Consider the following 25,875-nt stretch of genomic DNA (forward strand, 5'->3'; position numbering starts at 1 on the left):
GGTGCCGAAAGTTCCTTCGAGCCCGGTCAGGCGCCCGTTCAATTGGAGTTCGCCTGGAAGCATGAGACAATGCCCCACCTCCAATTTACCGATGCCCAACCGACAAGACGAGACATGACCGCCAAACTGATCAACGGAAAAGAGATTGCCGCCGAAGTAAGACAGCAAGTCGCCGCAGGGGTGGAAGCAAGAACCCAGCAAGGCCTGAGAGCCCCCGGGCTGGCCGTGGTACTGGTCGGCAACGATCCCGCATCCCATGTATACGTAGGCAACAAACGCAAGGCGTGCGACCAGGCCGGAATTCTCTCCCTCTCATACGATCTGCCGGAAGACACTTCCCAGGAAGCACTCGAGGCGCTGATTGATGAGCTGAATGAAAACCCGACCGTAGATGGAATCCTGGTACAGCTTCCATTGCCGGCTCATCTGGATGCAGACCCGATTCTGGTCAAGATCCGCCCGGACAAAGACGTCGACGGCTTTCACCCGTACAACATCGGCCGCCTGATGCAGCGCAAGCCTACCCTGCGCCCATGCACACCGGCTGGCATCATCACCCTGCTCGACAGCATCGATACGCCTTACAAGGGCCAGCATGCCGTGATTGTCGGCGCTTCCAATATTGTCGGTCGCCCCATGAGCATGGAGCTGCTATTGAAAGGTGCCACGACAACGGTTTGTCACCGCTTCACACCAGATCTTGAGAAGTTTGTCCGGGAAGCCGACATCCTGGTCGCTGCAGTCGGCAAGCCCGGCCTGATCAAGGGCGACTGGGTAAAGCCGGGAGCGACGGTGATTGATGTGGGCATCAACCGGATGGAAGACGGAAAGCTATATGGCGATGTAGATTTCGCAGCGGCTTCAGAGCGCGCCGCCTACATCACACCGGTTCCCGGTGGCGTCGGGCCGATGACCATTGCGACCCTGCTGCAGAATACACTGTATGCCGCGGATGTCCTGCACAAGGACTGAGCCGAGGTGTTGGATTACGGCTCCGCCTAATCCAGCAAGCCACAAAAAACCCCGCCGAGGCGGGGTTTTTTATGCGCAGCGCTTACTGTCCGTACTTGGCTTTCGCCTTCAGACGGTAGGCGTGCAGCAGCGGCTCGGTATAGCCGTTGGGCTGCTCTCGGCCCTTGAGAACCAGATCCAGCGCTGCCTGGAAGGCGACACTGTCATCAAAGTTCCCGGCCATCGGGCGGTAGGCCGAATCACCGGCGTTCTGCTTGTCGACCACCGCAGCCATGCGCTTCATGGTTTCCATGATCTGCTCTTCAGAGCAGATACCATGATGCAGCCAGTTGGCCAGCAATTGGGAAGCGATACGCAGCGTGGCGCGGTCTTCCATCAGGCCCACATCATTGATGTCAGGTACCTTGGAGCAGCCAACGCCCTGATCGATCCAGCGAACAACGTAACCGAGGATACCCTGGGCATTGTTGTCCAGTTCCTGCTGGATATCTTCGGCACTCAGGGAGGCCGGATCATCCATTACAGGCACTGTCAGGATGTCCTCCAGTGCTGCACGAGTGCGGCTTTCCAGCTGCTTCTGGACATCAGCCACGTTCACCTGGTGGTAGTGAGTAGCATGCAGCGTGGCCGCCGTGGGAGACGGAACCCAGGCTGTGTTCGCGCCGGCCTTCGGATGGCCGATTTTTGCTTCCAGCATGCCGGCCATCAGGTCAGGCATGGCCCACATGCCCTTACCAATCTGGGCAACACCACGGAAACCGGTTTCCAGGCCAATGTCCACGTTCCACTGCTCGTAGGCGTTGATCCAGGTTGCCTGCTTCATCGGGCCCTTGCGGATAAACGGACCCAATTCCATGGAGGTATGGATCTCGTCACCGGTGCGGTCCAGGAAGCCGGTATTAATGAACACGGCGCGCTCTTTGGCGGCATGGATACAGGCTTTCAGGTTAACTGTGGTACGACGCTCCTCGTCCATAATGCCAACCTTCAGGGTGAAGCGCGGCAGACCAAGCGCATCTTCAACACGGCCGAAGAATTCGTTGGTGAACGCCACCTCTTCCGGTCCGTGCATCTTCGGCTTCACGATGTACATGGAGCCTTTGGTGCTGTTCTGGAACTTGCCGTTGCCCTTCATGTCGTGAATGGCGATCAGCGAAGTGATCAGACCGTCCATCAGGCCTTCCGGCACTTCGTTGCCGTCCTTCAGCAGGATGGCAGGGTTGGTCATCAGGTGGCCGACGTTACGGATAAACATCAGGCTTCGACCTTTCAGGCTCAGCTCACTGCCGTCGGCTGCCGTGTAGGTGCGGTCAGCGTTCATCTTGCGGGTCAGCTGCTCGCCACCTTTTTCAAAGGTTTCCTGCAGGTCACCCTTCATCAGGCCAAGCCAGTTGCGGTAAGCCAGTGCCTTGTCGTCAGCGTCTACGGCCGCTACCGAATCTTCGCAGTCCATGATGGTGGTCAGAGCAGACTCCATCAGCACGTCTTTGACGTTAGCGCCGTCGTCTTTGCCAATCGGGTGGCTGGCGTCGATCTGGATTTCGAAGTGCATGCCGTTCTTGACCAGCAGCACGCCGGTGGGCGCGTCGGCAGCACCGGTGTAGCCAACAAAGCCGGCTTCGTCTTTCAGACCGGTGGTCTCACCGTTCTGCAGCTTGACGACCAGCTTGCCACCTTCAACCAGATACTTGGCAGCATCTTTATGGCTGCCTGAGGCCAGCGGCGCGGAGCTGTCGAGCAGGTTACGGGCCCATTCGATAACTTTGGCCCCGCGAACCGGGTTGTAACCACGGCCTTTGTCGGCGCCGCCTTCTTCGGAGATCGCATCGGTACCGTAAAGAGCATCGTACAGGCTACCCCAGCGCGCGTTCGCCGCGTTGAGCGCAAACCGGGCGTTCATGATCGGAACCACCAGCTGCGGGCCGGCCATGGTGGCCACTTCCGGATCCACATTGGAGGTGGAGATCTTGAATTCGGAAGGCTCGTCAACGAGATAGCCGATGTCTTTCAGGAAGGACTTGTACTCGGCCATGTCCAGCTTCTGACCCTTGTGATCACGGTTCCAGCTGTCCATTTTTTCCTGGATCGCATCACGCTTGGCCAGCAGCTCGCGGTTGCGTGGCGCCAGCTCGTTCACGATCTTGTCGAATTCTGCCCAGAATTTATCGGCATCGACCCCTGTGCCCGGGATCGCTTCATTGTTCACGAAATCATACAGATTCTTTGCGACCTGAATGCCGCCGATTTGTACGCGTTCTGTCATCGTTGTCTGCCTCAGTGGGTTACGTTTCCCGACTCCCCCTTCATCTTGAGGGGGCATTCTAATTTGAGCGCCGCATTGTAAGGGAAAATCCTTACAAGATCATGCCTGCACGCGCAAAACTGGTCTGACCAACCAGCATCTCCCGGAAATTCAGGCTTTACGCCAGGTCGTCCCCTCTCGGGAATCGTCCAGAATAATACCCTTATCGAGTAGCTCGTCGCGGATCCGGTCGGCCTCGGCAAAATTCTTCGCCTTTCGGGCATCGGCCCGGGCCTGGATCATCGCTTCAATGTCTTCGGCGCTGAGTTCACCACCGGTGTCCGCCTGGAAAAACGCCTCGGGGTCCTGTTGCAACAGCCCCAGGACACCGCCAAGCCTCACCAGAATCGCCGCACTACGTTTGGCATCCTCTTCGCGACCATCGCGACGGTGCTGGTTGATTTCGTTGGCAACCGCGTGGAGGACAGCAATGGCGCCCGCAGTATTGAAATCATCGTCCATCGCCTCGGCAAACCGCTCATCATGCTCGGATTCCGGCACATCGGCGGCCTTGGCGGGCACGATGCCTCTAAGGGCATGATACAGCCGAGTGAGCGTGCGGCCGGCCTCGGCCAGATTTTCCTCGGAGTAGTCCACCTGGCTGCGGTAATGGCTGGACACCAGGAAGTAACGGACCACTTCCGCCGGGTACTTCTCCATGATCTCGCGGATGGTGAAGAAGTTGCCCAAAGACTTGGACATCTTTTCCTTGTTCACCCGGATGGCGCCCGCGTGCATCCAGGTGTTCACAAAGGTGTGGCCAGTGGCACACTCGGATTGGGCAATCTCGTTCTCGTGGTGCGGGAACAACAGGTCCGGCCCGCCGCCGTGAATGTCAAACGTATCCCCCAGGCAGCATGTGGACATCGCCGAGCACTCAATGTGCCAGCCGGGACGACCATCGCCCCAGGGCGAGGGCCAGCTGACCTCCCCTGCCTTGGCCGCTTTCCACAACGCGAAATCCGCCGGACTGCGTTTGGCTTCCTGCACGTCAACTCGCGCGCCCGCCAGCAGATCCTCCAGTTTTTTCTTGCTGAGCTTGCCGTATTCCTCGAAGGAATCAACGGCAAAATAGACATCACCGTTATCCGCCGCATAGGCGTGGCCACTGGCAATCAGCTTATGGATCATCGCGATGATTTCGTCAATGTACGCAGTCGCCCGGGGCTCTTCGTCCGGAGACAGCACACCAAGACGGGCTTCATCTTCGTGCATCGCCCTGATCATCCGGTCGGTAAGCTCGTTATAGGGCTCACCGTTCTCATCCGCACGGCGCAAGATCTTGTCGTCAATATCGGTGATGTTGCGAACGTAGTTTACGTCGTAGCCGCGATGGCGCAGGTAACGGGTAATCACGTCAAAGGCCACCAGCACCCGTGCATGGCCCAGGTGGCAGTAGTCGTAGACGGTCATACCGCAGACATACATCCGCACCTTGCCCGGCTCAATCGGCCGGAACTCTTCCTTTTGCTGGGTCAGCGTGTTGTAGATGCGGATCACTTGCCCCCCTTACCCCAGGAATCCCTGAGCGTAACCGTGCGGTTGAACACCGGCCGACCGGCAGACTCGGTATGGGCCTGATCGCAGAAGAAATAGCCTTCCCGCTCGAACTGGTAGGGAAGATCTGTGCGGGGCGCGGCAAGACTCTTCTCTACCCGGGCACCCTTCAGGACCACCAGTGATTCCGGGTTCAGGTGATCCATCAAATCACCTTCCTTGTCACTGTCCGGGGACTCATGGTTGAACAGGCGGTCGTACAGATTAATGTCCGCCTCCACGCTATCGGTGGCAGACACCCAATGAATCACGCCATTGGGTTTGTAGCCTTCGGGATTGACACCCAAGGTGTTGGGATCGTACTCGCATTTCAGCTCCACGATCTCACCGTTGTCATCACGAACCACTTCGCGGCAGGTCATCACGTAACCGCCCCGCAGACGCACCGCCTGATCCGGCGCCAGCCGCTTCCATTTGCGCGGCGGCTCCATTTCAAAATCTTCCCGATCGATAAAAAGCGTCTGGGTCCAGGGCACTTCCCGCTCGCCCATATCGGGGTCCTGCGGATGAACCGGCAGGATCAGGGTTTCACTCTTGTCGGCCGGGTAATTGGTCAGTGTGACTTTCAGCGGGCGCATGACACACATGGCTCTCGGTGCGCGAGTGTTCAGATCTTCGCGAATAGCGTGCTCCAGCATGCCCACATCCACGGTACCGCCAGCCTTATTCACGCCAATCATGTCGCAGAAGGTGCGGATGGACTCCGGCGTATAACCGCGCCGGCGCATGCCCGAAATGGTTGGCATCCGGGGATCGTTCCAGCCATCAACCACGCCCTCATCCACCAGTCGCTTGAGCTTGCGCTTCGAGGTGATGGTGTAATTCAGGTTCAGACGGGCAAACTCGATCTGGCGTGGGTGACAGGGGCCGGAGATGTTATCCAGAACCCAGTCATACAGCGGCCGGTGATCCTCGAATTCCAGGGTGCACAGGGAATGGGTAATCCCCTCCATGGCGTCTGAAATCGGATGCGTGAAGTCATACATCGGGTAGATGCACCATTTGTTACCGGTCTGATGGTGCTCTGCGTAACGGATACGATAAAGAATCGGATCCCGCATGTTGATGTTCGGCGAGGCCATATCGATCTTGGCCCGCAGCACCAGCTCACCGTTCTGGTACTTGCCATCCCGCATGTCGCGGAACATCTGCAGACTCTCTTCCACCGGGCGGTCCCGGTAGGGGCTGTTTCTGCCAGGCTCTTTCAGGCTTCCGCGGTACTCAGCCATTTCGTCGGCTGTCAGGGCGCACACATAGGCCTTGTCCCGGGTAATCAGTTCCTCGGCAAATTCATAGAGAGCATCAAAGTAATCCGAGGCATAACGAACGTCCCCGGCCCACTCGTAGCCAAGCCACTCCACATCCTGTTTGATGGCGTCGATGTATTCCTGGTTTTCCTTTTCCGGGTTGGTGTCGTCAAACCGCAGGTTGCAGTCGCCGGAAAAGGTCTCGGCGATGCCAAAATTCAGGCAGATCGATTTGGCATGACCAATATGCAGGTAACCGTTGGGCTCCGGCGGGAATCGGGTGACCACCTTGCCGGTATGCTCTCCGCTGGCGATGGCGTCTTCGATCAGGCTCTGGATAAAGTTGTGGGCTTTCTTCGACTCGGCGCTCATACAATCTCTGTTAAAAGGGGAGTGAATCTTAAACCGCGTATTATACTCACAAATCCTTGCCGGACTCATGCATAGCAGGAAACTCTTGAGTACAATGGGCCCTGTAACGTACCTAACCTTTCTGAACAGGAAAACCTGATGATTCTGCTGACAACCAACTACGGTGACATCAAGCTGGAACTGGACTATGACAAGGCACCGGAAACCGCCAAGAATTTTGAACAGTACGTTCGCGACGGTTTTTACGATGGCCTCATTTTTCACCGTGTGATCAGCAATTTCATGATTCAGGGCGGAGGCTTCGAGCCCGGCATGACGCCGCGCAAAACCCGCGATTCCATCCAGAACGAAGCCGATAACGGCCTGAGCAACATGCAGGGCACCATCGCCATGGCACGCACCATGGACCCGCATTCCGCTACCGCCCAATTCTTTATCAACGTTGAGAATAACGGCTTCCTCGACCACACCGCCAAGAACGCGGAAGGCTGGGGATACTGCGTGTTCGGCAAGGTTGTCGAGGGCATGGACACGGTCAACGCAATCCGTGCGGTCCGCACCACCATGCGAGCGGGCCACCAGGACGTGCCTGCCGATGACGTGGTTATCGAAAAGGCTGAGGTTCTGGAGGACGCGTGACCACGCTGTTTATTTCAGACCTTCACCTTGAGGAATCCCGCCCGGATATTACTGAGGCATTTCTGGGGTTTCTCGACGGGACAGCCAGCGGCGTTGATCAGCTCTATATCCTCGGTGATTTCTTCGAGGCCTGGATCGGCGATGACGAACGCACGCCGCTCCAGGAACAGATTGCTGCTGCCCTGCGCAAACTGAGGGATAGCGGCACCGACATCTTCCTGATGCACGGCAATCGGGATTTTCTGATTGGTGAGGATTTCTGCAAGCGGGCCGGCGCAAGCCTTCTGGACGACCCCACGGTAATCGATCTGCACGGCACCCCTACCCTCCTCATGCATGGCGACAGCCTGTGCACGGCCGATGTGGAGTACCAGAAGTTCCGGGCCAACATGCGCAACCCTCAGTGGCAACAGATGATACTCCAGCGTCCTCTTGAGGACCGCCAGCAGATGGCCCGCCAGCTGCGGGAAATCAGCATGGCGAAAAATCAGGGCAAGGAAGAGTTCATCATGGACGTAACGCCGGAGGAAGTGATCAAGGATATGGAAGCCCACGGTGTCCAGCACATGATTCATGGCCACACCCACCGCCCCGCCGTGCATGAGCTCATTGCCAACGGCTTGCCGGCAAAGCGGATTGTCCTGGGCGACTGGGACAAGAACATCTGGTGGCTCGAGGCGGAACCTGGTAAAGAGCCAGAGCTGAAGAAACAACCGTTATAAAAAAACCGGGCATTTGGAGTATATAGTGCAAATTATGTAATTCACTGAGCGAGTGAGTGAGTGCCCCATGAGCAGAGCCTTTTGGGGCATTCTTTATTTTTACATAGTGTGTAATTCGGTGTGTAAAAATAGAAGCGCTTGTTCCAAGGGCTCTGCCCTCTCGCCGCAAGCGACGATTCACCCGAGGTATTTGACGACCAGCGATGTGATCGAGTGAGAGCACAGATAAAGATAACTTCCTCGGGGATGCTTAACAGTTAGCAGTGGTCATACCACCATACTCATACTGTAGCTGGAGGTTGCCACAATAAATTGGCCGGCCGTAGCTCTGGTCCCAAAGCGGACATTCAATATGCAGGCAGAACCACGGTCACTTGTTATGCAGTGAACGCTTCGCGGCATGAAATTGATACGAGGGAGAGGGTTCAAATCTCTACGTTTCTCCTGGCGAGGCAAATACTCGGTAACTGACAATCCCCCGCCTGGATTGAAATTCCCCCAACGTGGCCTCGCAAAAACGCCATCCCGATCTGTAAACATTGAACCAAAAACTGCTATGATCTGTGGAACTGACTCCTAGTCTGTGTGTCACAGACCTATCTTTCCAACTTGGAACTTACAATCAGGATGCCCGCAAAAAGCCGCCCAATCATGGCCCTGTTGCTATCACTACTGCTGGTGATGAGCGGGCCTGCGTTTGCTATGTCAAACGTAGCGGTTAATCAGGCGGAGACGGCAATGGCGGATTGCGGCTCGATGATGACCGTCCAGGCCGAAAACTCCAGTTCTTCCTCCGACACCGCAACGGATTGCGTTTCCGCCCCTGAAATGGCCTGCGCGAGCGCCACCGGGTTGGTCAAATGCGGGGTCAACGTGAGCCTCGCTCTCTTACCAGGGAGTTCCCTCGGTTTTACCGATACCGGCTCTCAGCCCCTATCGATCACCCGAGCGGCGTTTTATCAGAATCCGTTCCTGGCTTCGATTACTCCCCCTCCAGAACATCACTCCTGAGTCTTAACCCGGACGTTTGCCCATTGCGGCAGACTCTTTGACGTTATTACTTGCGACAAGGTCCTGAGTTTCCGTTTATCCGAAACGAGGCCTTAACCGGAGTGAATCAAATGCGTAATTCAAAACTCAAGTTTATCGTGGCAGCCACAACTCTGGCAGGCAGCGTCGCGCTCTTCTCCTCATTCGCCCATGGCGAGGGTGAAGGCATGATGGCCGGTCATTCCGACCACCATGGAATGATGTCATCCCAAGGCATGGATGGAATGGGAGGCATGATGGGAATGATGAACATGATGTCTGACATGTCCCCCGAAGATCGTGAAGCCATGATGGAGTCCTGCATGAAAATGATGCAGAGCCATACCAGCGAAGCCACCCACGGCGACACCGAAGATAAAGGCGGTCAGGCAGGCTAGTTCGAACACTGACCTGAACTGACACACAGAGCCCGGGGATGCGACGCATGCCCCGGGCGTTACGCTGCCCAAAGCTCATATCGATCTAGGATCATCCATGAAAACCAAAACTTTTGCCCTCTATACGGGGTTGGCCGCCACAGTCTTTGCTGCCGGCTTCACCACCCTGGCAATTTCCGCCAACGAACCTGTCGAATCACAAGCTGCCCTGGCCAGTCTTCAGCAGACAGAAAAGGCCATCACCATCTACAAGAGCCCCAACTGCGGTTGCTGCCAGTCCTGGGCTGAGCACCTCGCTGCCAACGGATTTGAAACCCGAATTGTGGAGACCGATAACCTCAATGCAGTCAAGCAGGAACATGGTGTCACCCGGGACATGGCCTCGTGCCATACGGCGCTGATCGATGGCCTGGTCATTGAAGGGCACGTGCCCGCCCGTGACATTCTGGCCTATCTGGAAAACCCTCAGCCCGAAACCACAGGGCTTTCGGTGCCGGGCATGCCCCATGGAACCCCTGGCATGGAGACGGGCCGGAAGGACGATTACCAGGTGATCGCCTTCAACGCCAACGGCCAGCAACGTGTTTTCCGCGAACACACGGATTACTGAGGTCAGCCCCATGAAAACGATGGTTAAACACCCGGGCATCCTGCTCTCAGGTTTTTTCCTGCTCATGCTGGCTGTCGCCATGCCTGCCTCGGCTCAAGCCCAGCCTGGGGACCACAGCCAGCAGGTGAAGGCACTGGCGACCAACGCCTCAGGCGCACTGCTGGTACTCAGAAACGGCGGCCTCTTTGCCCTCGAAGGTCAGGCGGTCACCGAAGTGCCCCTGCCACCGGCAGCCTCCGGTGCCGAGCCCCGCTCTCTGGCCAGAGGCGCGGACAATCGCATTTACCTGGCCGGACCTGGCCTAGGCGTTTGGCGTTATGACAGTGCGAGTGAGAATTGGCAATCGCTCAATGATACCCTGCCCGAGGCCGGTATTACCGCCATTGCCGCTCACGCCACCCAGCCGAATACTCTGTACGCCTACCATGAAAAAGACGGCATGTTCCGTTCCAGGGACGCCGGCGTTGAATGGGTAAAAGTGGATAGTGGGCCCCGGGAGCCGGTGCAGGCGTTCCTGCATTCGGACATGCCCGGCAGCATGGAGAGCGGCTGGCTGTTTGCCGGGACCACTCGCGGCGTCGCCCGGTCCATGGACTGCTTCTGCTTCTGGGGCGACGCGGGCGAGCTGCGCGGCGTTGTATCCGCTATTGCCTACGATCCAGAGGCTCCTGAAAACGTTTATGCCGTCGTCGAGGGTCAGCTTCATCACAGTACGGACGGTGGCGAAACCTGGGAAGGCGTTGAGGTCGCCGGGGCCGTGACCGCTCTGACATTCTCATCCAGGCAGGGGCTTGTCCTGGGCACCGAAAAAGGTGATCTGCTCGCCCGCAATGCTTCTGGCCAATGGGCAGCTGTTCATGAATAGGTGGGGTGCCTTGCTCGTCCTGTTCGCTGCGCCAGTTGCCGGAATGGCACCGGGCGGGTCGGCGACCAGCGATAGTGTACCGGCGAAGCTGGCCGAAGGCCGTCAGGTGTACGAGCAATACTGCGCTTCCTGCCACGGATGGCAGGGTGAAGGTGCCGCCAACTGGCAAAAACCGGATGAGGCCGGTGAGAGGCCGCCGCCCCCTCATGATGAAACCGGCCATACCTGGCGTCACAGCGATGCCATGTTGTTCAGAATGATCGCGGAGGGGTGGCGACACCCCTTCAACAAGACTGACCGGCTGACCATGCCGGCGTTCAGGGACACCCTCACCGACCAGGAGATACAGGCCGTGATTGAGTACCTGAAGACCTTCTGGGATGAGGATCAGCGCCGGTATCAACTGGAAGAAAGCCAGAATGCCACTGAGCCAGAGGCTTCCTCCTGACCTCTCACGGCAATCAGAAGACGTTAACTATCAATCTCGGGACTCTTGGAAATGCCATTGAAACAGTACATCCAAAATCGTTCATTGCTTCTTGGTGTTGCCGGTTTCAGTGTCGTGGCGGCAGCCATCCTGGTATTACCGCGCTACCTGAAGCCGGATCCCGATGCCGGTGTTACTTTCTATGCCACTGAAGGATGTGCACCTTTTGAAGGTGAATGCGTCGGGCGAAAGGGCGATCAGAGTATCACCCTTGAACTTGGTCGGGACACGATCGAATCGATGACCGAAATTCCCATTCGCGTGCGCCTCGACAACATGACTGCGGATTCCCTGATCGTCGATTTCGAGGGGCTACACATGTACATGGGCATGGTCCGGACACGCCTGCTGCCTGATGATAAGGGCGTATACCAAGGCACTATCACGCTCCCGGAGTGCGGTACCGGCAAGATGTTATGGAAGGCGCGGGCCATTCTGGAACACGGCGTGTTCAAAAAAGGCATCAAGTTTGATTTCTGGGCGGTTTGACCGCTGCATAGTGATAGGAGGCTAAATGCCTGATCTTGCGACCTGGGGGGTTGCTGCTGCGTTTGCGGGCGGCTTGGTTTCTTTCTTTTCGCCCTGCACCCTGCCTCTGGTTCCCGGCTATCTGTCGATTGTTACCGGAGGCGCTTTGACTGAGGCCTCGAATCGGTTGAAGGCCATCTGGCTGAGCCTCTGTTTCGTGATGGGCTTCAGTCTGGTATTCGTGGCTCTGGGTGCGAGCGCGAGCATCCTTGGGCAGTGGTTGATGGCCTACCGCCGAGAAGCCAACCTGGTGGCTGGCGTGCTGATTGTTCTGATGGGCCTATTTATGCTCGGTTGGTGGAGCGTACCCGCCTTGCAGCGGGACTGGCGTTTTGGGCAAACCCTTGAGGGTGGACGTCCCACAGCAGCGTTCCTTCTCGGTATCGCCTTTGCGGTGGGTTGGACGCCGTGCATTGGTCCCATATTGGGCGCTATCCTGGCGCTCAGTTCCACCCATGCGAATGCCGAAACCGGCATGCTGTATCTTGCTGTCTATTCGTTGGGATTGGCGCTTCCGTTTCTGGGTACCGCCTTGTTCATGGAGCACTTTCGGCAACGAGTGCGTTGGTTAAGTCGCTGGAGTCGATGGCTTAGAGCCTTGGCAGGCTTGGTGCTGGTTATCATGGGTGTGATGGTGCTTACCGGCCAGATGACACTCTTTGCGTCGTGGATGTTGTCGACGTTCCCAATTCTTGGAAAGCTTGGCTGATTTTTCTAGGGCTAAACTAAATGGACAAAGGCCCACAGATTCCAAAGGATGGCGAGTCTGGAGAGGCCAAAGCCCATTCTCGGTAATCCAGCGGCTGCACCTGGGCGAATGTTCGCTTTTGTTTATGAGCTGATTTTGAGGTATTTGACGACCACCGATGATCGTTTAAGATGAAATTGCGGTACAGGGAGAGGTCCCGATGGCCGCGACCGGCGATGAGGGGGCATGCCGTTAATGGCTAACCCCCGAATCCCTCTCTTCCAGCAACTCCCTCAAGAAGCTCGCCCGCCTTGTGGCATTGCTTACCGATTTTACGATGGACGCAAAATCACTAGCCTGCCCGACGATGTGGATCTCTGCCTCGGCACGGGTAATCGCCGTGTAAAGCCACGCACGGTCTGAGATGCGACCCTTCTGGACTGCCACGATGATTCTCGGGAACTGGCTCCCTTGAGCTTTATGGAGCGTGATTCCGTAACCAAGCTCCATGCAATCGAAGACTTCATCCGTAATTGAAATGGCCTCTCCGGCGTCCAGGGTCACGATACCAAATGTTTCCTGGCCATCCTGAGTGTCGCGCTCTGTTGAGGATAAGATGCCAAGTGACCCATTCTGAATGCCGATGTTGTAGTTGTTCCTGGTAAAGAGGATCGGGTCGCCCACTCTCATATCGAGGAAGAACTCATCGCCATGCAGCCTAAACTGCAAGCGATCCCCATCGGGATTGATCAGCTTTTGGTATTCACGGTTCACCTCGCCAACGAGAGCCTTGGTGGCTCCGATGATCTGGGTGTTATAGGGCGACTCCGCATACAAGGATTTGCACTTATCGACCACCTGCTGCGGAGGCGTCTCGTGGAACGTGATTGCGCCAACCGATAACGAAGGGGGAATCTCACCCCGATTGATGGTGGCCGAGTATTCCGGGATGCCCGTCGAGCCTTCTTGGCGTTTGACGATGCTCAACTCAACCGTAGCGATTGCACCGGATTCGACAATGTCAGAGAGGACTTTGCCACATCCGATGGCTGGCAGCTGGTTCGGGTCGCCGGTCAGGATGATGCGTACCGTAGGGTCGAGGTGCGTAATGATCCGATACATGGTCGGGAGGTCGATCATACTGGCTTCGTCGATGACCAGGAGATGCTTCGGCTCATCTAATGACGGCGAGATCGGCTCTTCCCGTAACAAGCGAGCAATCGTCATGGTGAAGAATCCGATGCTCTCATGCAGCCGCATGGCTGCTCGCCCTGATAAAGCGACGGCATGAACCTTATAGCCCAGCGCAGCATAGGCTTTGAGCACGGTTCGAAGAACCGTGGTCTTGCCCGTACCGGCACCACCCGTGATGCAGGACGCCGCATTTGTCAGGCTCGATTCGACCGCCTGGACCTGCTGCTCGGTCAGGTCGTAGGGCAGCTCCTGTACCGCCTCGGTTAGTGCCTTGAAGACGGATTCATCATCATCCTTGATCGCGGCCAGGGCCTTGAGCCGCTTGGCAACGACCGACTCCATCATGATTTGGGCGGTGGGATGGTAGGTGCCTGTCTCTGGCCTGAGAATGAACTGGCCGTTGCGATAACCGCTGGCGAACGCCTCTGCAACCAGCGCTTTATCGCCCAGCAGCTTGACCACCTCGGGCCTGAGCGCCTGATGAGTGGCGTAGGTGTGCCCCTTTTCTACCTCTTTTCGTATCGCACTTTCTAAAGCAGCTGCGAGCCGCACCGGTGCCGATTTCTCCATGCCCATTTGTTCAGCAATGGCATCGATATCGGCAAAAGACATCCCGAATCCGAGCAATGCGTAAGGATTGCTCTTGAGTACCTCAACGGTACGATTATCGTGGTATTTCAGAATGCGTTGCTGAATGCTCAGCGGCACTCCCAGAGAGGCCAGCCAGTTCGCATGCGCAAGGTTTTTGTACTTGGCGTAGCCGGTGTATAGAGCGTTTACTGAAATGTCGCTAAGAACCTCCCTGAGACGGCTTCTGTGCTCGGAGGTATCGGATTGGAGCATGGTATGCAGGTCACTGCCAAAAGCGTCCCAGAGGGCTCGTGCTTTGGCCTCACCGATGCCGGTGAACTCCTTTTCATTGGCAATGAATCGGATCAGCGCCTCGCCCGTTTCCGGCAGCGTGCACTCCATCTCAGCCGGGGCATCATACAAATGCTGCTGAAGCTTATAATCGCCTGCCTGAACGGTCTCCAGGGTTCTCGCACCACGCACCCGCCATTGCTGTCCAACGGACGGCTTGATAGGCAGGGACTGGTTTTCGCATCGGATGCTAACGATGTATTTGCCCGAGTTGATTTTGTAACTATCAGCCTTGAGGGGGACGCCTGCGTAAACCGCTGAAGGTTGCCACCCATTCCACGTGAAGCCTGCCACCCGGACCGGAGCAAGGCTGCCACCCATCGGAGCGTAGCGACGCGGGGTTTCTCTTCTTACTCCGAAGTCTCAGTGCCCGTCAACTTTGCCTGCTGTTTTCGCATGGATTCGCCCCGCAGATTGATCTTGTAGGCGTTGTGTACGAGCCGGTCCAGGATGGCATCTGCCAGAGTGGCGTCACCGATGATGCCGTGCCATTCCTCGATGGGTAATTGGCTAGTGGCGATGGTGGAGCGCCGGCCATGTCGGTCTTCCAGCACCTCCAGCAAGTCCCGCCGGTTCTCCGCGCTCAGCTTCATCAGCCCCCAGTCATCCAGGATCAGCACGTCGACCTTGGCCAGGCTGGTCAGGAGCTTTGAGTATTGGCCATCGCCCTTGGCGATGGTCAGCTCTCGTAGCAGCCGGGTCAGGCGGACGTACTGGGCGGTGTAACCCTCCCGGCAGGCCTTGTGTGCCAGAGCACAGGCCAACCAGGTTTTCCCGACGCCAGTCGGGCCGGTGATGAGCACGTTCAGGTGTTCCTTCACCCACTGGCAGCTGGCCAGACTCTGGACAAGCCCTTTATCCAGGCCCCGTGAGTTCCGGTAATCAATGTCTTCGAGGATGGCGGCGTGTCGCAGCTTGGCCCGGCGCAGGCGGCTGCTCATGCGTCGGTTGTCCCGTTCCGTCATTTCCCGGTCGACCAGCAGGCCAAGGCGCTCCTCGAAGCTCAGGTCGGTAATGTCGGGGGTGGCCGATTGATCCGCCAGGGCGGCGGCCATGCCGGTCAGTTTGAGGGCGTGGAGCTTATCCAGCGTGGGATGTTTCAGCATGTCAGGTTCCTTCAGTGGTAGTAGGCGGGGCCACGGATGTTGTCGTGTGTGTCGGGTAAGGCCAGTTCTTGTTGCTCTTCCAGGGGCTGCTCATCCAGGCGGTGCTTGAGGATGGATTCGATGCTCTTGTATCGGCAACTGCCCAGCATCAGGGCGCGTTGGCAGGCACGTTCTAATCGTGCCTCGCCGTAGCTCTGGCCCAGCCGGAGAATGCCCAGACAGGACCGATAGGCCTGTTGCGGATGCTTTCTTGCCCCCAGCGCGGTACGGATAAGCTTTTCAGTTGCCGGTCCAGTCTTGGCTGCCCAGGCGGTCAGTCGCTCTGGGGTCCACTCGCCGGCTTGGCGATGGGACTCCGGCATGTGAGCGGCGATGGTGCTATGCCGACCCTTCTGATCCGAACGCCGGTGGCTGGCGATCCGGTTGCCCCGGTGGAAGCATTCGATGGTGTTGTGGGTGATCCGGACCTCCACCTCTTTCTTGATCAGGGTGTAGGGCACCGAGTAGTAGTGCCCATCGATGGCCACGTGGTAGTCGATGTGTACCCGGGCTTTTTTCCACTCGGCGTAGACATACGGCTCGGCGGGTAGCGGTTGTAGAACCGGCTGGTCCAGCTGTTTGAAGTGATCAAGCCGGCACCCGGGCAACTTGCGGAAGGGGCGGCTATTGAGCTTCTCCAACAGCTCACGGATGGTGGCGTTGAGCTGCCCCAGGGAGAAGTGCTGACGATGGCGCAGGGCCGCCAGGATCCAGCGCTCAACGATCAATACGCCACCTTCCACCTTGGCCTTGTCACGGGGCTTGCGAACCCGTGTGGGGACAACGGCCACGCCATAATGGCTAGCCATATCCTGATAGGTCGGATTGAGATCCGGCTCGTAGCGATGGGCCTTGCTGACGCCGGAACGGAGGTTATCCGGAACCACCAGTTCCGGCACGCCGCCCAGGAACTCGAAGGCTCGGATGTGAGAGCCGATCCAGTCCGGCAGGGTCTGGCTCCAGGTGGCCTCGGCGTAGGTGTAATTGGACGCACCCATCACCGCCACAAAGACTTGCGCCTCATGGATCTCACCGGTGGTGCGATCAATGACGGGCACCGTGTGCCCAGCATAGTCCACGAACAGCTTTTCACCGGCTCGGTGGTCCTGACGCATCACCAGATCCAGCTTGCCCTGCCAGGCCCGGTAGTGCTCGCAGAACCAGCTGTACTGGTAGCCATCCGGATTGGCTTCCCGGTACTCCTGCCAGAGCAGGAACAGGGTGACGTTCTTGCCCCGGAGTTCATCGTGGATTCGCTTCCAATCCGGAATGCCTCGGGCCTGTGCCGGCAGATCCGGTGGTGGCGGGAACAGCCGTTGCTCCAGCTGGGCTTCACTCAGATCCTCTGGCAGCGGCCAGCCAAGCTCCGCCTCAGCAGCACGCCGCAGATACTCGCTCACAGTGGGGCGACTGATGCCGCAGGCTGCGGCAACCTGCCGGTTACTCAGCCCTCGCTCCCACTTGAGGCGAAGGACTTCTTTGATTTTACGCATGGATAACCTCATCGCTGGCATCTGGCCCTCTCCGGATGAAAAGGAGCAGAGTACCGTTAGTTATCCCGCGCCGGACGTTTTGATGGGGAAATCAGGCAGCCTGCCAGGGTGGCAGCTTTGCCGTGGAATCAGTGGCAGCTTTCGCGTGGAATGGGTGGCAGGCTTCGTCTGGAATCAGTGGCAACCTTGGTCTGGAATACGCAGACGCCCGTGAAGATCGTGTATTTATAGCCGTTGTGTTGGCAACTGGTGACACGGAAATACTCTTCATGCATCGGGCGCGACTCCTAACTCTGTGAGGACTTCGGACAGTTCACCGTACCGTTTTAGCTTGGCTTCGAGGGTTGCCACCCGGGCCTTTAGCTCAATGTTTTCCTGCTCCAGCACTGAGAGCCTTCTCGATTCCATGGCTCTTTTGTTAACGCTGGGATCATAACGCTGGGGTTCTGATCGCTGGGCCTGGGCGGTTTCGGTCAGTTCTGGCAGAACACCCCGATCACGCAGGTTCTGTTCCAGATTCTCCAGCGCCGTTTTGATGGCCGGATTCTGGCGCAACGCGCTCTTTCCGATGCCTATGGCTTTGGCCACTTCGCCACGGTTTAACTGGCCCCGAAAGAGGATCTGCTTAAAGTCGTCATCCGTTTGGGTGGCCACCCAGCTCTGGAAGGCATTCAGGTTCTGACGTGCTCTTTCCTGACCATTACTCATCAATTTCCCCCAAGATCTTCTTGAGCCCGGTCAGGAAGCCACGAGGCAGGATTTCCATGCCAAACTCATCCTTCACCTGACCCAATTTGTTCGCCTGGAACCCGAGCTTTTCGAGCCACTCATCGGTGCAGACGGCTTGCAGGGCTTTAATCTCGTTGTCAGAGCAGATTCCCTTCAACGAGGGAAGCAGCTCCACACTGGCGTCTGACTGGGGTTCGCTGTAAGCCGTAGGGCGCTTGTCGATGACGATCTGGGTTTGGTTCTTGAGCATGTTGGCTTCGCTTCTGTAGCGATCCCGCTCACGGATGATTTGCCCGAAAAGGGCTCGCACAGCCGTATCATCAATCCGCTCAAGCAGCTGATGGTCCTGAGTTGGTCTCTTGGCAGGCCCTACCGGTGGCTTCTTGGTGGTGGTCTTCGCCTTAGCGGCCCACGCCTCAATCAGGTCCCGATAATGCTTGTTCGCGGTGGCACGAATCGACTGATAGCCCACGCCGCCATTTTCCTCTGAGACACGCCCTATGGTGGTGATGGAGAAGTCCCGGGCACCGGATTCGTAGTAGTCTTTCAGGGTCTGGTTGAGCGTATCTAGGGACGACTGCGTTTTAGCGGTTTTGCCGTCCTTGAGGGACTCCAGAACCGCATCGGTATCGATGTTCATTCTTCCACCTCCAGAGCGGGAATCCGCTCCACGGATTCAGTAGGCAAGCTGATCGGGGCTATCTTCTTCACGGCGTCAAACCCGGATTTCAGCAGCCGATCGTCTTTGAGGAACTCCTGCGCCTCGATGTAATTGGACGCGATCCGATAGCCCTCCAGCCGATCTTCGGGGGCGGCGATTTTGGCCATCTTGCGCATGAGCGCGTTACCCGCAATCAACTGGGTTTGTTCGTCCATTTCAAGGAAAACGGGCTTGTACCCGGAGCGGGCCATCATGCGGCTCAAGGCGTTGGTACGCTTGGCGATCGCGGGCGTCTTGCGCAGATCATCATGCAGATCGGGGTGGAACTCAGCGTCTTCGCACAACAGCGCCAGGTGCAGCAACTCCGAGTCGGTTTCGACGAACTTCATACTATATTTGAGGTCTTCATCGGAGCCGACCGCGATCAGCTTTTGCCCGTTGTCGCCCTCTTCACGCCCATTTTCGATCTGGATCACCCGATTGATCAGGTTGAAAATGGCGATGTAATCCTTGGCGTACTCATCGGCCTCTACCCTCTGCTTCTCGTAACGGCGTTCTGAGGCCTGTAGCTCGTTGTGCTTGAGAAACACGGCACCGGTTTCCTCAGCGATGAACAGCTCGTCTTTCAGCGCTTCTAGCTTACCCTCTAGCTCAACAGACAGCTCGGCGGCCTGGTGCGCCTTGTAGCTGACCTGGTTGAACGCCGAATTGAGTGCCGGGAGATAGGTGGCATCGGTAATGTGCCAGCGGCAGCGGGGGCAATTTTCCGGCCCGTGAGGTACAGGTCCATAAACTCTGGAATCTGGCCTTTCGGCATCCCGAATTATCGGGCCACCGTTCCAGCAGCCGCCTACGGTGGACAGCTCGTCCGAGCGCACGGTGTTACCTCCGACCAGGCATAAGCCCGTGGCCCGTTCCTCCCAGCCAATGGGATTCCGGTTGGCAAGTACGCTCTTGACGGAATTGTGCTGGTCATTGTGAAACGCAGCCCGGAGCGGAATCTTCCTCATCTCTGCGTCCACCAGAAAGTTTCGGAGCGAGCCTTCACCTCTTTCAGACAGAACTGCGTGCGCCTCCTTCATTTTGTCGGCCATGACGGAGGGCGTGATCTTGTTGTAGTAGATCGTCATCAGAAGCCGGGTGTGGCCGGCCAGAAGCTTCGAAATCACCGGCAAGGGGAGATCGGTGTCCATGGTGTAGCAGGTGATCAAGGAGACCCGAAGGCTATGGAGCGGGTATTCCGTTGCCACCTTAGCGGATTCACCATGTTCAAAGTCCTCGCCGTAGTCTTTCACATACCGAAGGCGGTCGCCGTTGGCCATCGTGTGGCCCGCTTGGAAGGCATCCTCCTCCAGTTTGGAGAGCAAGCGATACCAAGGACTGCTACCTGACATTTTGGGAATGGGGAGGGCTGAGTTTCGATCTCGGAACAAAAAGGCAAACTCGCCCATTTCTTTTAATTGTTGCTTGGATTTCGTATGACCCAAGTGCGCCCTTTTGAGTTCGGTACCTTTAACCAACCGGTCAATGGGATTGTATTTCTCTTGCCAATTTCGGAGTTTTTCCAGCCAATACAGCAGCTCTTCGTGCCGCCAGGGGATGGTGTACCCCCGCTGAACTTCGTCCTTATTCTGGTCGGCGGTTTTGTTAGTGGAGACGTAGAGGCCGGTCGAGTACCTCTCCGTCATAGAGTCATAAATCCGTCGGAAAACCCCCTTTTGATAGGATCGCTTGGGCGTCCCATACTTGAAGGGATGCTTGGTGTTTTCCACCCATTGCCCACCTTCATAGCGCCAGGTATCGCCCTCGCCGGAGTCCAGAAGCCTCACCTGAAAAGAACGCAACGGTAGGTGCAGTTTGGTGAACAGGAACATCGCCATAACCGGCGACCAGATTTCGTGGACCTCAACTCTTTTATTATTCCTTGTCACAATCCGCGTCCGCACAACGCAATCTGGATCATCAGGGTCGATGACCTCGGGCGGCACTTCCATCCACCCCGCGTTGCCATTCTGAAGGTGATCGATGGCCCAATGCCAGTCCCGGAAATGGCGGCCTAACCATGGCGCTTTATTGCTAGGATCTTCGGTTGGATAGGGGCAGAGGATGTGCCTCAGTTGCTGGATGTAGCGATAGGGCAAGGGGCTGTGGACGGTTTCTGTATTTAATCGGCTGCTCTTGATTTCTTCGAAAGGATTTCGAAACAACGCAACAGGATGACCGTTATCATCGTCAACGCTCAAATGGTGTTTGAGGATGTAATCGCATAATCCGTATACCAATTTGACGTATTGAGAAGATCTTGCTTTAACGCCTCTGCTCAGCAAGTAGTCGTTGAACTCTTCACTTGATACTTGGTGGCCGTCTCGATGACCCTTGAACATCGAAGCGATGTCGTGCGCGTAAGGAGCTTTAATTTTCAGGTACAACAAAAAAGGCTTGATGGCCTCTAAGCGCATCGCACTGTTCGAAGGATTCTTTGCCACCCACTCAGCGGCATACTGCTGCCATTGCAACCATTCTGGCCCAAGGTCCTGTGTGACCCACCCAAATGTCAGGTCAGTGGTGTAGCCTTTATTCTGCCGTTTTTGGGTCATGATTTGCCCTTGCCTAATCGTGGATTCTTGCCGGTGAAGTAGCCGTCTGGATCGAGGTCTTCAAAGCCATGCTGTGCCAACTCCTTCCAATCGAAAGATCCTTGGTTCGTTGGCTTATCGGATTGCAGCTGAAGTTGTTGTGTTGCCTGGGACAGCGCTTCCGAGACTTTCGTGCTGGAGGGCATGGTGTAAGGAACCTGAGACTCCAGGCTTGCGTGATGCAGGCACTTTTTGCGAATGAGCGGATCGACTCCGGCATCCGTCAATCGACGGCCATAGTTGTGGCGATGGCCATGAGGATCTAACCCTACGGTCTTGTCGGGTTCGAGGCCAATTCGTCTTAGCCCAGCCGCATAGTTTTGGTTGAAGGAATTGTAGGTATAGGAATTACCCAGATAGCGAGAGTCAAAGCTGACAAACGCATAGGGATGATGGCACTCCACCGATGCACGGAAAACCAAATACTGTCGCCACAGCGACATGAATACCCGTGCAAACTCCTTCGGGAAGAAATACGCCTCCAGATAACCATTCTTGTGATCCAGGGTTTTGGATTTCCAGCCGAGATGCTGGGTGTTTTGCATCTCCTGGCGCGGTATGCGTGAATACTTTTCTTGCAGGTACGCCTTGCGGGTTTTTATCCCTTTTCGGGACTTCCAGCCTTCAGGTGCCTTACCTTCTATCTCGTTGTAGATCCTCACGATTGCCCGATCTGGATCGGAGGGGTCGTCAAAGACATCGGTGACCCAGAGCAACAGTGCTTCGCTCACTCTCAATCCCGCCCCGTGCATCAGGAGTACGATAAGCTTGTCCCGCAGCACAACTCGCGGGTCTTTGGCTCCTCCCAATCCCTTCATATAGAAGTCTTCAAACTTTCCCGTAGGGAAGGCGATGGCATCGTCATTGGTTTTTGCCAGAGGTGTCCTGCCCTTGATGCTGCGGGCTCTCTTTACCGTGGTACTAATCGAGGTGTCTTTAATGTGCCCGAGGAAATCATGCTGGTGACGCCTAAACCAAGCGGCGTACTGAATGCGTTCCTCATGTCGAGTGGCTGTGCGCAAGGTATTGAGAGGCTTGCCCAGACCTTTGTCCGAAAGCCAATTGGTGAAATTCGTCAGATTGCTGATGTGTCGATGTATCGTGCCATTACTGGCCGGTATCCAATACAGGCCAGAGGGGTCCAATCCATCTTCACCGATGGTCCCGCTGTAGAGCCGTCGGACGAAGCCAGCGAACAACGCTTCGGGTTCATCGAACATGCCTTCGTTGGCATCCATAAACTCGATGAGGAGTCTAATCGACTGAATATGGTTGGTGATTGTTGAAAGTGAGATGCCATTTAGGTGAAGGCTAAGCACATAATCTGTGACCGACCCCAAAACCCCTTGGTCGGTCAGGATCACCGGGATCTCTGTGGCCACGCCACTGTTATCCTGAACTACCTTAGCTGTAACCTTCGTTGCAAACATCCTTGAATCCTGCACAAATTACACAGTATATACTATATATATAGTGCAGTCTTCAGGAAAAGAACCCCCCAACTAAGGGGGTTTTTATCAAAATTACACAGTTCTATGTACTATATAGAACAAATGCCCGGTTTTTTTTGCCCTTTGCTTCAGTGCGCCAGTATCTGCTGGAGAAACTTCTGGGTCCGAGCTTCCTGCGGGTTTGTAAAAAACTCGTGCGGTGGTGCTTCCTCCACAATCTCACCACCATCCATGAAGATGACCCTGTCGGCCACGGTTTTGGCAAAGCCCATCTCATGGGTTACACAAAGCATCGTCATGCCGCTGCCGGCTAGCTCAATCATGACATCGAGCACTTCCTTGATCATTTCGGGATCCAGCGCCGACGTTGGCTCATCGAACAGCATGATTTTCGGCTTCATGCACAGGGCTCGGGCAATCGCAACCCGCTGTTGCTGGCCGCCGGACAACTGTCCGGGATATTTGAGAGCCTGGTCGGGGATCTTTACCCTCTCCAGATACTCCATGGCCGTCGCTTCCGCCTCTTTACGAGGAATCTTGCGGACCCAAATCGGTGAAAGGCAACAGTTCTCGAGCACTGTCAGGTGCGGGAACAGGTTGAAATGCTGGAATACCATGCCGACTTCCCGGCGAACCGTATCAATCTGGCGCACATCATCCGTCAGCTCAACGTCGTCGACGATGATTTTGCCTTGTTGATGCTCTTCCAGCCGGTTAATGCAGCGAATGAATGTCGATTTACCGGAGCCGGACGGCCCGCAGATGACAATTCGTTCGCCCTGGGCCACTGTCAGGTTCAGGTCCTTCAACACGTGAAAATCCCCGTACCACTTGTGCATCCCTTCCACGCGAATGATATCGGGTTTCTTGTCGGTGCCGCCCTGCCCGGAGGACGTCACGTTGGATGTCTGGGTTTGTTCTGTCATTGGATTACCCATCAGGTTTTATGACCGGTGTCGAGTTTGCGTTCAAGGTTCTGACTGTAGCGGGATATGCCGAAGCAAAAGACCCAGAAACAGAAAGCGACAAAGACATAGCCTTCGATGGCAACGTTTTGCCACGCCGGGTCAGTCACAGTGGACTGGACCGTACCAAGCACATCGAAGAGGCCGATAATCAGGACCAGCGTGGTGTCCTTGAACAGTGAAATGAAGGTGTTCACGATTCCAGGAATCACCATTTTCAGTGCCTGGGGAAGAATAACGAGCCCCATTTTCCGCCAGTAGCCGAGCCCGAGGGCGTCCGCTGCCTCATACTGGCCCCGCGGAATGGCCTGCAGACCACCCCGGATGACTTCCGCCATATAGGCAGACTGCCAGAGTGTGATACCGATCAGGGCCCGCGCCAGTTTTTCGAAGTTGACGCCTTCGGGCAGGAATAGCGGCAGCATCACCGAGGCCATGAACAGCACTGTGATCAGGGGCACCGCCCGCCAGACCTCAATGAACACCACGCTCAGACCACGAATGATCGGCATCTCCGAACGCCGTCCAAGGGCCAGTAGAATGCCAATAGGCAGAGAGGCGAGGATGCCGATGTAGGCGAGAATCAGGGTCAGCATCAGGCCGCCCCATTTTGTGCTCTCGACAACCTCAAGGCCGAACGTGCCGCCAGGAATCAGGAAATACCCGATGATGGGCAAGCCGGTCATGCCGAAAATCCCGAGCCATTTGCGACCAGGGAACCGCTCAATGAACTGGGGAACAAACGCAATGGCCAGCAGCAGGAACATGGCGTCCACACGCCACTGCAGCTCATCAGGGTAGAACCCGTAAATGAAGAAATTCAGACGCTGACTGATAAACAGCCAACACGCGCCCGCGCCAGAACAGTCACTCGCATCCTGGCCCTGGAAGTTCGCTTCGAACAGCAACCAGTTCAGCAGGGGGCCGACACTGGTCACCAGCAAATAGCCAACGGCAAGGGTCAGCAAGGCGTTGTACCAGGTTGAGAACAGGTGCTCTCGCATCCACTTGATCGGACTGAGCGCCTTCTTGGGTGGTTTCATGGTTGACTCAGTCATCATCGCTCCTTAATCGCCACAGCCCGGTTGTAGATATTCATGAACAACGAGATCGAGAGGCTGATCGTGAGATAAACCGCCATGGTGATCGCTACAACCTCGACCGCTTGCCCGGTCTGGTTAAGGGTGGTGCCCATGAAGACTGCAACGAGATCCGGATAGCCGATGGCCGTCGCAAGGGATGAGTTCTTCGCCAGGTTCAGGTACTGACTGGTTAATGGCGGGATGATGACGCGCATTGCCTGCGGTATCACAACCAGGCGCAACGTAAGTCCGTTAGGGAGTCCCAGCGCTTTGGCCGCTTCCGTCTGGCCCTTGCTCACTGACAGGATACCGGACCGGACTATCTCTGCGATAAAACTGGCCGTGTACAGCGACAACGCCACCCACAGGGCGGCAAGCTCGGGAATGATGGTAATACCACCACCAAAATTGAAGCCCCTCAGTGCGGGTACTTCCCATTCGAGCGGGCTGCCTGCGGCGAAGTAGGCAATTGCCGGCAACAGGACCAGAAGTGCAACACCAACCTTGAAGGTGGGAAAGATCTGGCCAGTAGTCAGCTGCCGCTTTTTGGCCCAGATTCGAATGCCAACAACTGCGGCAATGGCGATTGCCAGAGCCCCCCAGACCAGCCCAAAACCGTCCTGTGCCAGGGGTTCCGGGACATAAAGCCCGCGGTTGTTGAGAAACATGGTACCGCCCACATCGATACTCTGGCGCGGCGAAGGCAAGGCGCCCAGAACGGCGAAATACCAGAAAAAGATCTGCAGCAGTAACGGGATATTCCGGATGACCTCGATGTAAACGAGGGACACCTTGGCAACCAGCCAGTTACTGGACAGACGGGCCACGCCGATGATGAATCCGAGAATCGTTGCAGCAACGATGCCCATTGCGGAGACCAGGAGGGTATTGGTCAGGCCAACCCAGAAGGTTCGGCCATAGGTCATGGTGGCATCGTAAGGGATCAGGCTCATGATGATGCCGAAACCGGCAGTCTCATCAAGAAAGCCGAAACCGGTGCTGATGCCCCGGCTCTCCATGTTGGCGAGCGTGTTTTCTACCAGTGTCCAGCCAGCCCAGAAAACGAGGGCTATGGCGACAACCTGGAAAAAGAGTGAACGTACCCGGGGGTCATACCAGGGCTTGGGCCCCGCAGGTCTTGAATCAATTGTTTGTTTTTTCATGCAATGTTCCGAAAGGCTT

23 protein-coding genes are annotated in these 25,875 nt (G+C 56.5%); 9 read left to right on the top strand and 14 right to left on the bottom strand.

The genetic code is table 11. From position 1 onward, the window contains the following. The first annotated feature begins 114 nt into the window (after positions 1–114). The gene (folD, locus tag SIC15_RS12245; protein WP_136631963.1) at positions 115–972 is read left to right on the top strand and encodes a bifunctional methylenetetrahydrofolate dehydrogenase/methenyltetrahydrofolate cyclohydrolase FolD; all 858 of its coding nucleotides are present in this window, start codon (positions 115–117) and stop codon (positions 970–972) included. 82 nt (positions 973–1,054) lie between these two features. On the opposite strand, the gene SIC15_RS12250 is transcribed toward folD, so the two are convergent. The 3 genes from SIC15_RS12250 to SIC15_RS12260 form a co-directional block, all read right to left on the bottom strand. Then, the gene (locus SIC15_RS12250; RefSeq protein WP_153637430.1) at positions 1,055–3,235 is read right to left on the bottom strand and encodes a malate synthase G; all 2,181 of its coding nucleotides are present in this window, start codon (positions 3,233–3,235) and stop codon (positions 1,055–1,057) included. 150 nt (positions 3,236–3,385) lie between these two features. Then, positions 3,386–4,774: a cysteine--tRNA ligase gene (gene cysS, locus SIC15_RS12255; protein WP_412536029.1), complete on the bottom strand. Its 1,389-nt coding sequence runs from the start codon at positions 4,772–4,774 to the stop codon at positions 3,386–3,388. Beyond that, positions 4,771–6,450 carry a glutamine--tRNA ligase/YqeY domain fusion protein gene (locus SIC15_RS12260; RefSeq protein ID WP_349342945.1) on the bottom strand — a complete coding sequence of 560 codons (1,680 nt, stop codon included), beginning with the start codon at positions 6,448–6,450 and terminating at the stop codon, positions 4,771–4,773. The genes cysS and SIC15_RS12260 overlap by 4 nt, the downstream gene beginning before the upstream one ends. A gap of 138 nt (positions 6,451–6,588) precedes the next feature. Between SIC15_RS12260 and SIC15_RS12265 the strand changes: the two genes are divergently transcribed. After that, the gene (locus SIC15_RS12265; protein WP_069183295.1) at positions 6,589–7,089 is read left to right on the top strand and encodes a peptidylprolyl isomerase; all 501 of its coding nucleotides are present in this window, start codon (positions 6,589–6,591) and stop codon (positions 7,087–7,089) included. Continuing rightward, positions 7,086–7,811 carry a UDP-2,3-diacylglucosamine diphosphatase gene (locus SIC15_RS12270; protein WP_412536030.1) on the top strand — a complete coding sequence of 242 codons (726 nt, stop codon included), beginning with the start codon at positions 7,086–7,088 and terminating at the stop codon, positions 7,809–7,811. The genes SIC15_RS12265 and SIC15_RS12270 overlap by 4 nt, the downstream gene beginning before the upstream one ends. A gap of 722 nt (positions 7,812–8,533) precedes the next feature. Here the strand turns inward: SIC15_RS12270 and SIC15_RS12275 are convergent. Next, a complete protein-coding gene (locus SIC15_RS12275; RefSeq protein ID WP_412536031.1) occupies positions 8,534–8,683 on the bottom strand; it encodes a hypothetical protein in 150 nt (49 codons plus the stop codon). Positions 8,684–8,932: 249 nt separating this feature from the next. Here SIC15_RS12275 and SIC15_RS12280 point away from each other — a divergent pair, with 249 nt between their 5' ends. The 6 genes from SIC15_RS12280 to SIC15_RS12305 all read left to right on the top strand — a co-directional run bounded on the left by SIC15_RS12280 (position 8,933) and on the right by SIC15_RS12305 (position 12,437). Next, a complete protein-coding gene (locus tag SIC15_RS12280) occupies positions 8,933–9,238 on the top strand; it encodes a hypothetical protein (protein ID WP_412536032.1) in 306 nt (101 codons plus the stop codon). Positions 9,239–9,335: 97 nt separating this feature from the next. After that, positions 9,336–9,848: a DUF411 domain-containing protein gene (locus SIC15_RS12285; protein ID WP_412536033.1), complete on the top strand. Its 513-nt coding sequence runs from the start codon at positions 9,336–9,338 to the stop codon at positions 9,846–9,848. Positions 9,849–9,858: 10 nt separating this feature from the next. Next, a complete protein-coding gene (locus SIC15_RS12290) occupies positions 9,859–10,713 on the top strand; it encodes a hypothetical protein (RefSeq protein ID WP_412536034.1) in 855 nt (284 codons plus the stop codon). A 10-nt stretch (positions 10,714–10,723) separates the two neighbouring features. Beyond that, on the top strand, positions 10,724–11,161 hold the full coding sequence (locus SIC15_RS12295; protein ID WP_412536035.1) for a c-type cytochrome: 438 nt from the start codon (positions 10,724–10,726) through the stop codon (positions 11,159–11,161). 51 nt (positions 11,162–11,212) lie between these two features. Continuing rightward, on the top strand, positions 11,213–11,689 hold the full coding sequence (locus tag SIC15_RS12300) for a hypothetical protein (RefSeq protein ID WP_412536036.1): 477 nt from the start codon (positions 11,213–11,215) through the stop codon (positions 11,687–11,689). Positions 11,690–11,714: 25 nt separating this feature from the next. Then, a complete protein-coding gene (locus SIC15_RS12305) occupies positions 11,715–12,437 on the top strand; it encodes a cytochrome c biogenesis CcdA family protein (protein ID WP_412536037.1) in 723 nt (240 codons plus the stop codon). A gap of 231 nt (positions 12,438–12,668) precedes the next feature. Here SIC15_RS12305 and SIC15_RS12310 read toward each other — a convergent pair whose 3' ends face one another. The 10 genes from SIC15_RS12310 to SIC15_RS12355 form a co-directional block, all read right to left on the bottom strand. Continuing rightward, positions 12,669–14,663 carry an AAA family ATPase gene (locus tag SIC15_RS12310; RefSeq protein WP_412536038.1) on the bottom strand — a complete coding sequence of 665 codons (1,995 nt, stop codon included), beginning with the start codon at positions 14,661–14,663 and terminating at the stop codon, positions 12,669–12,671. Positions 14,664–14,881: 218 nt separating this feature from the next. Further along, positions 14,882–15,637, bottom strand: coding sequence for an IS21-like element ISSpu5 family helper ATPase IstB (gene istB, locus SIC15_RS12315; RefSeq protein WP_008170042.1), 756 nt, complete (start codon positions 15,635–15,637; stop codon positions 14,882–14,884). An 11-nt stretch (positions 15,638–15,648) separates the two neighbouring features. Then, positions 15,649–17,190: an IS21-like element ISSpu5 family transposase gene (gene istA, locus SIC15_RS12320; RefSeq protein WP_053114397.1), complete on the bottom strand. Its 1,542-nt coding sequence runs from the start codon at positions 17,188–17,190 to the stop codon at positions 15,649–15,651. Between the two features lie 246 nt (positions 17,191–17,436). Beyond that, positions 17,437–17,877, bottom strand: a complete 441-nt coding sequence (locus tag SIC15_RS12325; protein ID WP_412536039.1) for a VPA1267 family protein — start codon at positions 17,875–17,877, stop codon at positions 17,437–17,439. Continuing rightward, complete coding sequence (gene gmtX / locus SIC15_RS12330) at positions 17,870–18,538, bottom strand: gamma-mobile-trio protein GmtX (protein ID WP_412536040.1); 669 nt, start codon at positions 18,536–18,538, stop codon at positions 17,870–17,872. The genes SIC15_RS12325 and gmtX overlap by 8 nt, the downstream gene beginning before the upstream one ends. Further along, on the bottom strand, positions 18,535–21,156 hold the full coding sequence (locus SIC15_RS12335; protein WP_412536041.1) for an integrase family protein: 2,622 nt from the start codon (positions 21,154–21,156) through the stop codon (positions 18,535–18,537). The genes gmtX and SIC15_RS12335 overlap by 4 nt, the downstream gene beginning before the upstream one ends. After that, positions 21,153–22,625: a gamma-mobile-trio recombinase GmtY gene (gmtY, locus tag SIC15_RS12340; RefSeq protein WP_412536042.1), complete on the bottom strand. Its 1,473-nt coding sequence runs from the start codon at positions 22,623–22,625 to the stop codon at positions 21,153–21,155. Before gmtY ends, SIC15_RS12335 begins: the two co-directional genes overlap by 4 nt. A 149-nt stretch (positions 22,626–22,774) precedes the next feature. Further along, the gene (locus tag SIC15_RS12345) at positions 22,775–23,485 is read right to left on the bottom strand and encodes an amino acid ABC transporter ATP-binding protein (RefSeq protein ID WP_227514516.1); all 711 of its coding nucleotides are present in this window, start codon (positions 23,483–23,485) and stop codon (positions 22,775–22,777) included. Positions 23,486–23,583: 98 nt separating this feature from the next. After that, a complete protein-coding gene (locus SIC15_RS12350; RefSeq protein WP_412536043.1) occupies positions 23,584–24,669 on the bottom strand; it encodes an amino acid ABC transporter permease in 1,086 nt (361 codons plus the stop codon). Next, positions 24,669–25,856: an amino acid ABC transporter permease gene (locus tag SIC15_RS12355; protein ID WP_412536044.1), complete on the bottom strand. Its 1,188-nt coding sequence runs from the start codon at positions 25,854–25,856 to the stop codon at positions 24,669–24,671. Before SIC15_RS12355 ends, SIC15_RS12350 begins: the two co-directional genes overlap by 1 nt. Between the last annotated feature and the right edge of the window lie 19 nt (positions 25,857–25,875).

Origin of the sequence: Marinobacter sp. MIT932201 (genome assembly GCF_047123295.1) — a bacterium.
Classification (GTDB): domain Bacteria; phylum Pseudomonadota; class Gammaproteobacteria; order Pseudomonadales; family Oleiphilaceae; genus Marinobacter; species Marinobacter salsuginis.